General features: G+C 69.2%; 11 protein-coding genes. 7 read left to right on the top strand and 4 right to left on the bottom strand.

Annotated elements, in window-relative coordinates:
• Positions 1-147: 147 nt before the first annotated feature.
• Positions 148-984, bottom strand: a complete 837-nt coding sequence (locus ASC87_RS20890; RefSeq protein ID WP_056666794.1) for a YdiY family protein — start codon at positions 982-984, stop codon at positions 148-150.
• A 155-nt stretch (positions 985-1,139) separates the two neighbouring features.
• Positions 1,140-2,156 carry an ATP-binding protein gene (locus tag ASC87_RS20895; RefSeq protein ID WP_056666797.1) on the bottom strand — a complete coding sequence of 339 codons (1,017 nt, stop codon included), beginning with the start codon at positions 2,154-2,156 and terminating at the stop codon, positions 1,140-1,142.
• A 278-nt stretch (positions 2,157-2,434) separates the two neighbouring features.
• Between ASC87_RS20895 and fba the strand changes: the two genes are divergently transcribed.
• The 3 genes from fba (at position 2,435) to ASC87_RS20910 (ending at position 5,618) form a co-directional block, all read left to right on the top strand.
• A complete protein-coding gene (gene fba, locus ASC87_RS20900) occupies positions 2,435-3,499 on the top strand; it encodes a class II fructose-bisphosphate aldolase (RefSeq protein ID WP_056666800.1) in 1,065 nt (354 codons plus the stop codon).
• Positions 3,500-3,598: 99 nt separating this feature from the next.
• Positions 3,599-4,507 (top strand): phosphoribosylaminoimidazolesuccinocarboxamide synthase, encoded by a 909-nt coding sequence (locus ASC87_RS20905; RefSeq protein ID WP_157604174.1) that lies wholly within the window; start codon positions 3,599-3,601, stop codon positions 4,505-4,507.
• Positions 4,508-4,511: 4 nt separating this feature from the next.
• Positions 4,512-5,618, top strand: a complete 1,107-nt coding sequence (locus tag ASC87_RS20910) for a hypothetical protein (protein ID WP_056666806.1) — start codon at positions 4,512-4,514, stop codon at positions 5,616-5,618.
• Between the two features lie 120 nt (positions 5,619-5,738).
• Here the strand turns inward: ASC87_RS20910 and ASC87_RS20915 are convergent, their stop codons facing one another.
• Positions 5,739-6,680 carry a tetratricopeptide repeat protein gene (locus ASC87_RS20915; RefSeq protein WP_056666809.1) on the bottom strand — a complete coding sequence of 314 codons (942 nt, stop codon included), beginning with the start codon at positions 6,678-6,680 and terminating at the stop codon, positions 5,739-5,741.
• 111 nt (positions 6,681-6,791) lie between these two features.
• Between ASC87_RS20915 and purE the strand changes: the two genes are divergently transcribed.
• The 4 genes from purE to ASC87_RS20935 all read left to right on the top strand — a co-directional run bounded on the left by purE (position 6,792) and on the right by ASC87_RS20935 (position 10,434).
• Positions 6,792-7,256, top strand: a complete 465-nt coding sequence (gene purE / locus ASC87_RS20920) for a 5-(carboxyamino)imidazole ribonucleotide mutase (protein ID WP_056666814.1) — start codon at positions 6,792-6,794, stop codon at positions 7,254-7,256.
• Positions 7,257-7,335: 79 nt separating this feature from the next.
• Positions 7,336-8,436, top strand: a complete 1,101-nt coding sequence (locus ASC87_RS20925; protein ID WP_235582242.1) for a 5-(carboxyamino)imidazole ribonucleotide synthase — start codon at positions 7,336-7,338, stop codon at positions 8,434-8,436.
• A gap of 14 nt (positions 8,437-8,450) precedes the next feature.
• Complete coding sequence (locus ASC87_RS20930) at positions 8,451-9,431, top strand: L-threonylcarbamoyladenylate synthase (protein ID WP_056666822.1); 981 nt, start codon at positions 8,451-8,453, stop codon at positions 9,429-9,431.
• Between the two features lie 52 nt (positions 9,432-9,483).
• A complete protein-coding gene (locus ASC87_RS20935) occupies positions 9,484-10,434 on the top strand; it encodes a hypothetical protein (protein ID WP_056666825.1) in 951 nt (316 codons plus the stop codon).
• A 16-nt stretch (positions 10,435-10,450) separates the two neighbouring features.
• On the opposite strand, the gene dacB is transcribed toward ASC87_RS20935, so the two are convergent.
• On the bottom strand, positions 10,451-11,866 hold the full coding sequence (dacB, locus tag ASC87_RS20940; RefSeq protein ID WP_056666828.1) for a D-alanyl-D-alanine carboxypeptidase/D-alanyl-D-alanine-endopeptidase: 1,416 nt from the start codon (positions 11,864-11,866) through the stop codon (positions 10,451-10,453).
• Between the last annotated feature and the right edge of the window lie 21 nt (positions 11,867-11,887).

Consider the following 11,887-nt stretch of genomic DNA (forward strand, 5'->3'; position numbering starts at 1 on the left):
AGTTGTATCGACGACGAAGGCAAGCCGCGCAAGCCTTCGCCGCCGCCCAACCGCCCCTGTTCAACTGAGGGGGAAATTATTCCGGACAGTAGTGGGCGMACGCCGGGACCCACTGCAGGCAGGCGCTGAGCCCCGGCGTTCAGCCAGTCAGTCCCACTTGATGCCAATGCCGGTGACGTAGACGGCATCGCCTTTTTTGATGCCGACGCCCGGATCGCTGTCGTACCGGTACGTCCAGCCGGCCGTGAGGCTCAGCGACGCGTTGATCGCCACCGACAGGCCGGCATCGAACACCATGCGGAAGGCGCCGCTCTCCTTGAGGTTGGGGAAGTAGCCCACCTTCTGGCGAAGCGACGTGGTTTCGGTCACCTTGTGGGTGGACGACTCGCTGATCACCCCTTCGACGCGGCCGTATTCCTCGCGCAGCGCACCGGCCACGTTGGCGGGGCGCACGTACTGGTCTTCGGTGTAACCCACACCACCCGAGAGGTCCCAGCTGTGGTCCGGGGTGCGCACCAGGTGGTAACCCACGCCGCCATAGGCGGACTGCCGCATGTCGATGTTGGCCGGGTGGTCTCGCATCAGGTCGAGCTTTCCGAATCCGAACCAGTCGCGGGAGAAGTCGCGGTCGTACTGGCTGCTGAACGCGATGTTGGCACCCGTGCGGTTGTCGTTGGCCTCGGCGTAGAGGCCACGGATCGCGAGGTTCAGCTTGCTGTTGTCGGTGGTGCGCACCGCTTCACCGCTCAGGTTGACCGTGCTCGACTTGCTGTTGCCGCTGGTCTTGGTGCCGCCCACGCTGGCGGCGAAGCGCCAGGTGGCATCGGACGAAAACGCCGGTGTGTCGGCCGGCGGCGGGGCCGGCTTGGTTTCGGGAACGACCACGATCGGTGTGACCTGGGCCCGGGCGGGTGTGGCGCTGAAGGCCAGGGCAACAAGCCCGAGGGCAAAGGCGATCGAGGGCGATCCGCGGCGGCGTGGCATGGCCGACTCCTGTTCTGCATGGGTGGAACGACAGCGGCCCGAATGGGCCGCCTGGCCACCACTATAGGGACAGGGTCGGGCACGGCGCGGTCACACCCCTTTGCTGCGGTGCGGTATTCGTCTGGAGAGTGCGTGCTTGCTGTCGGGTGCGGTATTCAATTCCGGACACTGCGCACCATGGCCTCGACGGCCGGCGACATGTTCACTGGTGACAGGTTCAGGCCTGGTTGAACCCCGGGTTGCACCCGGAACAGCTCGTCGGCGAAGCCATGGCCGATGCGGGCCACCCCGTCGAAGTCGATCTCGGCGAGCTGGAATTCCCCGAGGCGGGCAGCCACGCGGCGCGCCTGCGCGCGCGACTCCAGCCCCACCGAGTCGGACGTCATCAGGCGCACCGGCACCACGGTGCGGTCGAAACCGACCCCGAGGCCGTCCAGGCTCCAGACGTTGAGCACCGATTCGAGCGTGCGCGAGGTGTCGAGCGAGATGGCGGCATAGATGGAGGTGCCTCGGCGCTTGAGCGCGCGGCCCGGGCGCCAGCCGGTAGCATCCCAGCCCCGTTGCTGGAAGGCGAGTTCGTTGGCGTGCAGGTCGAACACGTCGGCCAGCCTGGACGTGAAGAACAGGCCGCGGCCGGTGTGGCGCCGGGCCTCGCTGGTCAGCTTGCCCTTGCTCAACTCCAGCATCGCGAGGTGCGGGTCGGCGATGTCGAAGGCGGCTTCGATCTTGTCGAAGAGGCCCCGGCCGTCATCGGACACGAGCAACTGCACATGGCTGGGCGTCTGGCGCAGCGAGACGGTCACGCTGGTGCCCTCGCTGTGGTCGATGGCGTTGTTCAGCAGCTCGACGAAGGCGTGCTGGGTCATCTGCAGCACGTGGGGCGGCAGCGTGAAATTCGGGGCGAAGTCACGCGACCACGGCACGTCTTCCTGGAGCCCGGCGAGGGTGTACTGCTGCACCACCTGGCGCAGCAGGCCGGGCCGGTACACCGGCTTGCGGGGCGTGCCGTCGCGTTGCAGCCATGTCAGGGCCACGAGCCGCGCGAGGGCCTTGTTGGCGCTGGCCCGGGTGAGTCCGGTGCGTTCAACCACGTGCTGGACGAGGTCGGTGGGGTGGTTCGCGGCCGCGGCGGTGATCCAGAGGCACAGGGAATGGAGGTCGATGCGGGCCATGAAGTGGGCATTCCTGACGGACAGGAGGCCAGTGTCGGCCGGTCGGGTAGGGGCCTTGAGCCGGAAAAGAACCGGTTTGCCGGTGTTGTTTTCAGACGGCGGGCTTCATCGATCCAGCGGGTCCCCCTCGATCGAGCGTGGGCAGGCTGCGGGTTTCCACCGAACGAGGCCGCTAAAATCAACCGCATCACGGCGCGGTTACCGCCCAGGCGGAACCAGCGGCTCGTCGTGCGCCCCGAGCGCACCGCACAAGGTTTTTCACTCTCTGGACTGCCATCATGCCTCTCGTTTCAATGCGCCAGTTGCTGGACCACGCCGCCGAAAACGGTTACGGGATCCCCGCCTTCAACGTCAACAACCTCGAGCAGGTGCAAGCGGTGATGTCGGCCGCCGACGAAGTCGGTGCCCCGGTGATCCTGCAAGCGAGCGCCGGCGCCCGCAAATACGCCGGTGAACCCTTCATCAAGCACCTGATCCTCGCCGCCACCGAGGCGTACCCGCACATCCCGCTCGTGATGCACCAGGACCACGGCCAGAACCCCGCGGTGTGCCAGGGCGCCATCGACCTGGGCTTCAGTTCGGTCATGATGGACGGCTCGCTGGAAGCCGACGGCAAGACCATCGCCAGCTACGACTACAACGTCGACGTGACCCGCAAGGTCGTCGACATGGCCCACAAGCTCGGCGTCACCGTCGAAGGCGAACTCGGCTGCCTGGGTTCGCTCGAGACCATGAAGGGCGACAAGGAAGACGGCCACGGCACCGAAGCCACCATGACCATGGAGCAGCTGCTGACCGATCCGGAGCAGGCCGCCGACTTCGTCAAGCGCACCCAGCTCGACGCGCTGGCCATCGCCATCGGCACCAGCCACGGCGCCTACAAGTTCACCCGCAAGCCCACCGGGGACATCCTGGCCATCAGCCGCATCAAGGAAATCCACGCCCGCATCCCGAACACCCACCTCGTCATGCACGGCTCCTCCAGCGTGCCGCAGGACCTGCTGGCGGCCATCCGCCAGTACGGCGGCAACATGAAGGAAACGTACGGCGTGCCGGTGAGCGAGATCCAGGAGGCCATCAAGTTCGGCGTTCGCAAGATCAACATCGACACCGACATCCGCCTCGCGATGACGGCCGCCGTGCGCAAGTTCCTGCACGAGAACCCCGAGAAGTTCGACGCGCGCGAGTGGCTCAAGCCCGCCCGTGAAGCCGCGAAGGTGATCTGCAAGCAGCGTTACGTCGAGTTCAACTGCGAAGGCCAGGCGGGCAAGATCAAGCCGCTCACGCTCGTGCAGGTGGCCGCGAAGTACACCTCCGGCGAATTGGCGCAGACCGTCAACTGACCTGCGTCACCGTCCTGGTGACGGTGAACCGCCGGGAAAGCGAAGGCCCGCGCCTTAGAATGCGGGCCTTCTTGTTTGTTTCTTCAGATGTACCGGGTCATGACTGCCGCACTGCTCCAATCGACGATCCGCTCCCTGCCGTTGCTCGCCAAGGGAAAGGTCCGGGACAACTACGCGGTCGGCGACGATCGCCTGCTCATGATCGCCACCGATCGGTTGAGCGCCTTCGACGTCGTGATGGGTGAACCCATCCCCGGCAAGGGCGCGTTGCTGACGCAGATGGCGCTCTTCTGGTTCGACCGCCTCACCGGCATCGTGCCCAACCACCTGACCGGCGACGACCCCGAGTCCGTCGTGTCGCCTGGCGAACGCGAGCAGGTGAAGGGCCGCGCCATGCTGGTCAAGCGCCTCAAGCCGCTGCCCGTCGAGGCCGTGGTGCGCGGGTACCTGGCCGGCAGCGGCTGGTCCGAGTACCAGGTGAGCCAGTCGGTGTGCGGTGTGCCGCTGCCGGCCGGCCTGAAAAACGCGAGCCGCCTGCCGCAGCCCATCTTCACGCCGGCCACCAAGGCCGAGATGGGTGACCACGACGAGAACATTTCGTTCGACCGCATGGTGGAGATCATCGGCGCCGACCTGGCCACCCGCGTGCGCGACGTGTCCATCCGCCTTTACACCGCCGCTGCCGAGATCGCGCTGGCCAAGGGCATCATCATTGCCGACACGAAGTTCGAGTTCGGCCTCGACGCCGATGGCACGCTGACGCTGATGGACGAGGTGCTCACCCCCGACTCGTCGCGCTTCTGGCCGGTCGAAGGTTACGACGCCGCGTTCGCGGCCGGACGCAACCCGCCCAGCTACGACAAGCAGTTCGTGCGCGACTGGCTCGAACAGGCCCGCGTCAACGGCCAGCCCTGGAACAAGCAGGCACCGGCGCCATCGCTGCCCGACGACGTCGTGGCGAACACCGCGGACAAGTACCGCGAAGCGCTGCAGCGCCTCACGGCGTGACCGGATGATGGCTTCGCGCCTGCTCAGCCGGCTCGATGCGGACATCGCGGCGGCAAAACATCCGCTGAAGGCGGATTGCCTGCGGGCGGAGCGGGCCGGGTTCCTGGCGCGCCAGGGGCACCTCGACGAAGCGCGCCAGGTGCTGTCGTCGCTGCACATGCAGTACGCGGCCAATCCGCACGCGGTGATGAGCGCCTGGCTGAGCCTCGGCGAAGGCCTGCTCAGCCACTTCAGCGACCTCGCCCCCGCGGCCCACGACCGCATGCGCCGGGCCTACGCGCTGAGCGGGGCCGCGCGCGACATGAAGCTGCATGCGCTGTCGGCCGCGTGGCTCGCGCACATGGACTACACGCAGTACGACTTCGACGCGATGGTGCGCCACGTGGGCGAGGCGCTGACCCTGTCCGAGGCCGCCGACCATGGCGTGCGAACGCGTGCGTGCCTCGTGGTGGCGCAGGCCTACCACTTTGGCGGCCGCTACGACCTGGCCCAGCCCTGGTACACCAAGTCGCGCCAGCATGCCGCCACCGACGGTGACGAAGCCACGCTCAGCGCGCTGATGCACAACATGGCGTGGCTGCACGCGAGCCATGCGCGCCAGCAGACGCTGACGGCGTCCGGCACCGGCGGTGTCACGCCGCAGATGCTGATGAGCGCCGAATCCACCGGCAACTTCGATGTGCTGGTGGGCACGGCCTCGCTCGACGCGCTGCTGCCCATCCTGCGTGCACAGATCCTGTCGCTGCAGGGCAAGTGCGCCGACGCGTTGGTGCTCTACGACCAGCACATGGCCCAGGCCATGGTGCAAGGTCTGGCCCGCATGCAGGGCAGCCTGCGCGCCGACATGGCATGGTGCCGCCTGCAGGTGGGTGACGAACGCCGCGCCATGCAGGACGCCCGCGCCGCGGCCCAGGCCACCGAACACGAAACCGACCTTGACGACCGTGCCGCGGCGCACAGCCGGCTGGCCCGGGTGTTTGCCGAGCTGGGTGAGGCCGGCACCGCCGAACGCCACGCGCTGCGCGCCGGCCACGACTGGCGGGCCCATGAGCGCGACCAGGTGGCGGTGGTGGAGGGGTTGAACAGGTTGCTGGAGAAGCTGGCGGCCTGACACGCTGTGGCCCCGCCCCGGCGAAAGCCGGGGCCACGGCATGCCGAAGCTGCCGCCGCCCTCACCATCGCCCCTCACTCTGGCCAAGTGGGTCCCGGCGTTCGCCGGGATGCCCCGCGCTCAGAACAACGTCATGCTCAACCGGCGCCGGTACTGGTCCACCACCGGGTCGGCCGGGGCGGTGTTGACCTTGCCGGACACTTCGAGGGCGCCCTTCGGCGCGGCCTCGGCCTTCGCGGCTGCCGCCGGCTTGGCCATCAGTTCGAGGATGGCCACGTAGGTCTTGCGGGCCAGTTCTTCCTTCCACGCCTTGTCGCGCATCAGGATCTCGAGCAGTTCGTCCATGGCCTCGGTGAATCGCTGCGCGGCAAAGTGCGTCTGGGCCAGTTCGAAGCGGGCGTCGAAATCGCGCTTGTTGGCCGCGATGGCGGCCGCCAGGGCCTCCGGCGAACGGGCCGTGGCGGCCTGTTCCTGCGCGGCGATCCAGTGGCCGGCGGCGGCCAGGCGGGCGTCGAGCAGCACCTTGCTGGCAACCGGTTCGAACGCGCGGCGGGCTTCCGCGGCGCGGCCGATCATCAGCAGCGCCCGCAGGTAGTCGTAGCGGATCACGTCGTTGGCGGGGTCGATGGCGACGGCTTCCTGCAGCCGCTCCAGCGCACTTTCCGGGTTGCCCTCGGCCAGCAGTTCACCGGCCAGCGCGGCTTCCTCGCCGGCCTCGGCCTCTTCGGGGCTGGGCACGTGCTTGTCGAGGAATTCGCGCAGCTTGGCCTCGGGCAGGGCGCCGACAAACCCGTCGACCGGCTGGCCGTCCTTGAACAGCACGCAGAACGGGATGCTGCGCACGCCGAACATCTGCGACAGCTGGCCCGAGATCTCGGGTTGTTCGTCGGCGTTGAGCTTGGCGAGCTTGAACCGGCCGGCGTAGGCCACCTCCAGTGCTTCCAGCACGGGGGTCAGTTGCTTGCACGGGCCGCACCACGGGGCCCAGATGTCCAGCAGCACCGGCTGCTCGAGGGAGGCGTTGATCAGGTCGGTCTCGAAATTTTGAATGGTGATGTCCATGGTGTCTCGGCCGTGGGGCAGTGAGGAAGGCGGGCGCGGCGCCGCCTACAATCCGGTTCTGTTCAGCACTTGGAGCGAGCCTTGAGCAGCGCCCCCGTGGTAGGAGTGGTGATGGGGTCCAGCAGCGACTGGGAAACCCTCCGCCTGTCCACCGAGATTCTCGCCGAGTTCGGCATTCCCTTCGAGGCCCGCGTGGTCTCGGCCCACCGGATGCCGGACGACATGTTCGCGTACGCCGAAAGCGCGGCCGGCCGCGGCCTGCGCGCCATCATCGCCGGTGCCGGCGGTGCAGCGCACCTGCCGGGCATGATCGCGGCCAAGACCACCGTGCCGGTGCTCGGCGTGCCCGTGGCCAGCCGCCACCTGCAGGGTGTCGACTCGCTGCATTCCATCGTGCAGATGCCCAAGGGCATCCCGGTGGCCACGTTTGCCATCGGCACGGCCGGTGCCGCCAATGCGGCGCTGTTCGCGGTGGCCATGCTCGCCACCGGAGATCCGGCGTTGCGCGCCCGGCTGGAGGCGTACCGCGCCCGCCAGACCGAAGTGGCCCGCGCCATGACCGCTGACCTGAAGTAAGCCTCCGTTCGTGTCCAAGACTCCCTACATCGCCCCCGGTGCCACGCTCGGCGTGCTCGGCGGCGGCCAACTCGGCCGCATGTTCGTCCACGCCGCGCAACGCGCCGGCTACTTCACGGCCGTGCTCGACCCCGATGCCGACAGCCCCGCCGGCACCGTGTCGCACCACCATGTGAAGACGGGCTACCGCGACGAGGCCGGCCTCGCCGAACTCGCCCGCGTGTCCGCCGCCGTCACCACTGAATTCGAGAACGTGCCGGCCGAGGCGCTGCGCTCGCTCGCCGCCACGCGGCCGGTGGCCCCATCGGGGGATGCCGTGGCCACGTGCCAGGACCGCGCCGTCGAGAAGGCCCACATCGTCAAGTGCGGTGTGCCGTGTGCCCCGCACGCGGTGATCGAGACGGCGGCCCAGCTGGCCGCGGTCCACGCCGACCTGCTGCCGGGCATCCTCAAGACCGCGCGGCTCGGTTACGACGGCAAGGGCCAGGCCCGGGTCGGCACCCGCGAGGAACTGGCCGCCGCCTGGGCGGCGCTGAAGCAGGTGCCGTGCGTTCTGGAGAAGCGCCTGCCGCTCGCGTACGAGGTGAGCGTGATCGTCGCCCGCGGTGCTGCCGGCGACGTGGTGCACTTCCCGCTGCAGCAGAACCTGCACCGTGACGGCATCCTCGCCGTCACGCAGGTGCCCGCACCCGACGTGACGCCCGACGTGCAGCAGCAGGCCATCGCCGCAGCCGAGAAGATCGCCGCCACGCTCGGGTACGTGGGGGTGTTGTGCGTGGAATTTTTCGTGCTGGCCGACGGGAGCCTCGTGGCGAACGAGATGGCCCCGCGCCCGCACAACTCCGGCCACTACACGGTGGACGCCTGCGACCGCTCCCAGTTCGACCTGCAGGTGCACACGCTCACGGGCACGCCGCTCGTGGCGCCGCGCCTGCACTCGAGCGCGGTGATGCTGAACCTGCTGGGCGACCTGTGGTTCCCGGCCGGTGCGGCCCACGCGGTCGAACCGCCGTGGGCCGGCGTGCTGGCGCTGCCGGGCGTGCACCTGCACCTGTACGGCAAGGCCAGCGCGCGGCCGGGCCGCAAGATGGGCCACCTGAACGTGACCGCGGCCACACCCGCAGCCGCCCGCGACACAGCGCTGCGCGCGGCGGCCATCCTGGGCCTCGCGCCCTGGTGACTGGGAGCGTTGACGTGTTGCTCGACGGCCGAGATCCGGGCGCCATTGCGCGCGCCGCCCAGGCGCTGGCCGATGGCGGCCTGGTGGGCGTGCCCACCGAAACCGTGTATGGCCTCGGCGCCCGGGCCGACGACGACGCGGCCGTGGCCAAGGTGTTCGCGGCCAAGGGCCGCCCGGCAGACCACCCACTGATCGTGCACGTGGCCGAGGCGGCAGACGCCCGGGCCTTTGCATCCCGCTGGCCCGACGTGGCGCAGCGCCTCGTGCAGGCCTTCTGGCCCGGTCCGCTCACGGTGATCGTGCCACGCGCACCCGGCATGGCTGCCGCTGCGGCCGGCGGGCAGGACACCATCGGCTTGCGGTGCCCGGGCCACCCGGTAGCCCATGCGTTGCTGGTGGCCGCGCGCGAGCGGGGTGTGGCCGGTGTGGCGGCGCCCAGCGCGAACCGTTTCGGGCGCATCAGCCCCACGCGGGCCGAACACGTGGTCGAGGAATTCGAGGCCGGTCTGCTGGTGCTGGATGGGGGCCCGTGTGACGTGGGCATCGAGTCGAGCATCGTGGACTGTTCGCGGGGCCGGCCCGTGCTGCTGCGCCCCGGCGTGCTGACCCGCGCCCAGCTCGAAGCGGCGGCTGGCGAAACCCTGCACGACCGCGACCAGGCGGCGCCGCGCGCGTCCGGCACGCTGGAGGCCCACTACGCGCCACGCGCCAAGCTGCGCCTGATGGAAGGCGCCATGCTGAAGACCGCGCTCGAGATGCTCGACGGCGCGGCATTGAAGCTGGCGGTATATTGCCGCACCGTGCCGCGCAAATCGGCAGGTCCGGCGTTGTACCGGGCCATGCCCGACCAGCCCGACCGGGCCGCCCACGAACTATTTACCGTTCTGCGCGAACTCGACGCCCAGGGCGTGCATCTGATCTGGGTCGAAGCGCCCCCGCCGGGCCCCGAATGGGACGGCGTGCGCGACCGTTTATCGCGGGCCGCCGCGTCGTGATCCCCGGGTCACGTTTCCGGCTGCCTGCCCCTTGAATGTTTCTGGAGTTTTCATGAAGTTTGCGCGAGATCTGTCGAAAATTTCCGCCCGCACCCGCCTTGCCGCGGCGTTGTTCGGTGCCGTGCTGCTGGCCTCCTGCGGAGGTGGCGAGCAGGAAGAGAAGTTCCAAGCCTCGCGCATCGTGACGTTCGGCGACGAGAACTCGCTGATCCGCCCCGACGGCACGCAGTACACCGTCAACAACACGTCGGTGGCCACCGCGGCGCCGTGCGCCACGAGCCCCATCTGGGTCCAGCGCGTGGCAGGTGAATACGGCCTCACGTTCGGTGAATGCACGAACACGGCGGCGCGCCCCAGCGCGGTCATGAGGGCCGTGAAGGAATCGAAGGTGGCCGACGTGGCCGCGGCCGTCGCGGCCACGCCGCTCCAGTCCGGCGACCTCGTCACGCTGATGGTGGGCGCCTACGACGTGATCGAGATCACGGCAGGCACCGCCAACCCGGATTCGAGCCAGCTGGCAGCCATGAATGCCGCCGCGTTCGAACGCGGGCGCGCATTCGGGTCGGTGGTGCTCGCCGTCACCGCCACTGGCGCCAAGGTGTTGTTCACCACCGTGCCCGACCTGGGCTTGGCCCCGCTCGGCCTGCGCAATGTCCAGAATGCCACCGCGCTGAGCCAGCTGAGCAGATCGTTCAACAACGGACTGATCGACCGCGTGAGCGAAGACTCGACCGGCGGTGGCCGAAACGGTGCGGTGCTCGAGGTGGACCAGCAGGTCGAGCGATACCGCCGCAACATTGACGCGGCCTACAGCGGCTTCACGAACTACACCGACGCGGCGTGCAACACCGCTGGCGTGCCGTTCGAGGTGGATGACCTGCCCACGTGCACCACCATCGCGAACGCGAGCTACCTGTGGGCCGGCAATATCCAGTTCGGCCTGCTCACGCACAGCCAGCTGGGCAGCGACGCCGTGGGCCGCCTGCGCGCGAACCCGCTCTGACCCGGCGGTCGCATCCTCAATCGGCTGCGGTCCATTGCACCAGCGCTTCGAGCGCCGGGCGGGCCGCCGCCGCGTTGGGGTGGTTGATCACCCCCACCACCACGTAGCGCTTGCCCGAGGCCGCCAGCACGTAGCCGGCGATGCCGGTGACGTCGCGAAGCGAGCCCGTCTTCAGGTGCGCGCGGCCGGTGCTGGCATTGCGCGTGCGGCGCATCGTGCCGTCGATGCCACTCACCGGCAGCGAGCTCATCAGCTCGGGCATTGCCGGGCCGGCCCACATGGCCTGCAGCACGCGGGCGAGCAGCTGCGCGGTGACACGCGAATCGCGCGACAGCCCCGACCCGTTTTCGACCACGGTGCCGGCCACGTTGTCGCCGAACCGGTCCACGAGCCACTGGCGCACCACGTCGCGCGCCTGCTCGGGCGAGCCCGTGCCGCGCTGCGTGGCGCCAAGCGTCAGGAACAGCTGCTGCGCCATCACGTTGTTGCTGAACTTGTTGATGTCGCGGATGGTGTCCGCGAGCGATGGCGACGCCACCTCGAACGTGGGGGCCACCGTGGGGGCCACCCCGTCGCGCACGCGGCCGGTGAGGCGGCCGCCCAGGTCGCGCCAGAGGCCCGCGATGACCCGTTCGTTGTAGCTCTTCGGGTCACCGTAGGCGGCCGGCCATTGCCGTTCGCCGCAGCTGGCCGCATACCCACCAGTGAACCGCACGCGCGTCGCGTCGGTGAAGTCGGCGCGGAGGTCGCCGCGCCAGTCGTCACACGGGCCCTTGAGCAGCGGCACGGTGGTGTCCACGCGCACGCCGGCGAGCGGCACGTCGGTGCCCACCGTGGCCACGCCGCGCAACGGCTGCGGGGTGAAGGTGTAGGTGACCGACTTGTAGTTCAGCATCAGCGCGTCGGGGCCCGCGTTCGACGGCTTGTAGGGTTCGTTGTCGAACGCGGCCGGGTTGTGCGGCGGCACCGTGAAGGCGCTGCGGTCGAGCACGATGTCACCCTGGATCTCGCGCACGCCGAGCTGCTGCACGCGGCGCAGCAACAGCCACAGGCGCTCGATCACGAACTTGGGATCGCCCGAGCCCTTGATCACCAGCGATCCCTTCAGCACGCCGTCGGCCACCTCACCCTGTATCCAGACGGGCGTGTTCCACGTCCAGGCCGGGCCCAGCAGGTCGAGCGCGGCGCTGGTGGTCAGCAGCTTCTGCAACGAGGCGGGGTTGACCGGCTGGTGCGGCTGCCAGGCCAGGCGCGAGGCGGGCTGGCCCACCTCCTGCACCAGCGCCACCAGTGCGTCCTTCGGCACCTGGCCGCGGGCGAGGGCGGCTTCGACTTCGGGGGGGAGGGGGGCCGGCCCCGCCACAGCGGGCAGCGCGGCCATGATCAGGCTGGCGGTGAGGGCAACCGCCCGCATCGGGGTCGACTTTGGCATGGATCGATGATCGCATGGCCC

Origin of the sequence: Rhizobacter sp. Root1221, assembly GCF_001425785.1 — a bacterium.
Taxonomy (GTDB): domain Bacteria; phylum Pseudomonadota; class Gammaproteobacteria; order Burkholderiales; family Burkholderiaceae_C; genus Rhizobacter.

What these genes read in the sequence shown, in the direction of transcription:
- ASC87_RS20890 (WP_056666794.1), bottom strand. Translation starts at nt 984, where the DNA reads ATGCCACGCCGCCGCGGATCGCCCTCGATCGCCTTTGCCCTCGGGCTT.
- ASC87_RS20895 (WP_056666797.1), bottom strand. Translation starts at nt 2,156, where the DNA reads ATGGCCCGCATCGACCTCCATTCCCTGTGCCTCTGGATCACCGCCGCG.
- fba (WP_056666800.1), top strand. Translation starts at nt 2,435, where the DNA reads ATGCCTCTCGTTTCAATGCGCCAGTTGCTGGACCACGCCGCCGAAAAC.
- ASC87_RS20905 (WP_157604174.1), top strand. Translation starts at nt 3,599, where the DNA reads ATGACTGCCGCACTGCTCCAATCGACGATCCGCTCCCTGCCGTTGCTC.
- ASC87_RS20910 (WP_056666806.1), top strand. Translation starts at nt 4,512, where the DNA reads ATGATGGCTTCGCGCCTGCTCAGCCGGCTCGATGCGGACATCGCGGCG.
- ASC87_RS20915 (WP_056666809.1), bottom strand. Translation starts at nt 6,680, where the DNA reads ATGGACATCACCATTCAAAATTTCGAGACCGACCTGATCAACGCCTCC.
- purE (WP_056666814.1), top strand. Translation starts at nt 6,792, where the DNA reads ATGGGGTCCAGCAGCGACTGGGAAACCCTCCGCCTGTCCACCGAGATT.
- ASC87_RS20925 (WP_235582242.1), top strand. Translation starts at nt 7,336, where the DNA reads ATGTTCGTCCACGCCGCGCAACGCGCCGGCTACTTCACGGCCGTGCTC.
- ASC87_RS20935 (WP_056666825.1), top strand. Translation starts at nt 9,484, where the DNA reads ATGAAGTTTGCGCGAGATCTGTCGAAAATTTCCGCCCGCACCCGCCTT.
- dacB (WP_056666828.1), bottom strand. Translation starts at nt 11,866, where the DNA reads ATGCCAAAGTCGACCCCGATGCGGGCGGTTGCCCTCACCGCCAGCCTG.